This window comes from Aerococcus sp. L_32 (genome assembly GCF_050689315.1).
In genome coordinates, this window is record NZ_JBOEQF010000440.1 from 1 (window position 1) to 1,587 (window position 1,587).

A 1,587-nucleotide genomic window follows, 5' to 3' on the forward strand; every position below is an offset into this window, starting at 1 on the left:
TATTATACAGGATATGCAGGGAATAGTAAGGGGGAAATGGCGGTATTTTCAATTTTCTGATAAGTTTTTATAGACTATTTTTAAGATTAAGATAACCCTGCATTAATTGCCTTACTATAGTTTCATGTTATAATGTTCGAGATGATTAAATGTAGCAAGTTTAAGGAGGCAGCGATGAGTTACCAAGCATTATACCGCGTTTGGCGGCCGCAGACATTTGGAGATATTGTTGGCCAAGAGGCTGTTGCGCGTACGCTGCAAAATGCCATTCGAACTGGCAAGACGAGTCACGCTTACTTGTTTACGGGTCCTAGAGGGACTGGTAAGACGAGTGCGGCTAAAATTCTATCGAAAGCGATCAACTGTCCAAACCAGGTGGATGGGGAACCCTGTAATGAATGTGAAATTTGCCGGGCAATTACTGATGGTACGCTACCTGACGTGATTGAAATTGATGCGGCTTCAAATAATGGTGTTGAGGAGATTCGTGATATCCGTGATAAGGTTCGCTATGCACCAACGGAAGCGCAATATAAGGTCTATATCATTGATGAGGTCCACATGCTTTCAACGGGTGCTTTCAATGCCTTGTTAAAAACCTTAGAAGAACCACCAGCTAATGTCATTTTTATTTTAGCAACGACTGAACCGCATAAAATTCCAGCAACTATTATTTCAAGAACCCAACGGTTTGATTTTAAACGAATTTCACGTCAGGCGATTGAGGAACGGATGGCATTTATCTTGGACCAGGACGGTATTGAATATGAGAATGGCGCCCTTACTGTAATTGCTCGGGCAGCAAACGGTGGGATGCGGGATGCCTTGTCCTTGTTAGACCAGGTGATTTCCTTTTCCGATGGGACTTTATCACTTGAAACGAGTCGGTTGGTGACGGGGGCCTTGTCTGAAGAGCAGTTGGTTCAATATACGGAGGCCCTAGCTAATGGGCAAGTGACGGCAGCTTTAGACCACTTACATGCTTTAATGGCTGGTGGTCAAGATGCGGCGCGTTTTGTGGAAGAGCAGTTGGTTTTTGTGCGTGATTTAATGATTGCCAAGGAAACCAAGGCGGATACAGCTGAGATTGAAGATTTGACCCAACGTTATGATGAAGCCTTCTATAGTCTGGCTAAAACGATTGATGTCAATGTTTTGTATAAGATGATGAAAGTCTTCCGAGAAACGCAGGCAGAGATTCGTTTTTCATTGCAACCAACAATCTATCTAGAGGTGGCAACGGTTCAGGTAGCTAGCCAAATCGGTAGTCAGTCGGCTGTTGGTCAAAGTGATAACCAACACGTGGTGGCTAACCAAGAAGGTGACCATGTCTTGCCAACGCAAGTGAGTCAAGCGTTAGCTGAATTGCAAGAACAAGTGGCAAATTTAACGGCACAGGTTCAAAATGGAAGCGGAGAGCCAGCTAAACCTGCGCCAAGTAAGCCAGCTAAGCGGTCAGGGAATGCGACGGCCTTTACGCCAAATTTGACGAAGGTCTTTCAAGTGTTAAATCAAGCGACTAAGAAAGATTTGAATGATATCGCGAATTTATGGGAAGGGCTGATTGAGAGTCTACCAAGCATGCAG

At 44.4% G+C, this 1,587-nt stretch carries 1 protein-coding gene; it reads left to right on the plus strand.

Features of this window, described 5'->3' with window-relative positions; translation table 11 throughout:
* Positions 1 to 174: 174 nt before the first annotated feature.
* Positions 175 to 1,587: DNA polymerase III subunit gamma/tau (dnaX, locus tag ACRCJ0_RS13735; RefSeq protein WP_431390789.1), on the plus strand; the 1,413-nt coding region annotated here is incomplete at its 3' end.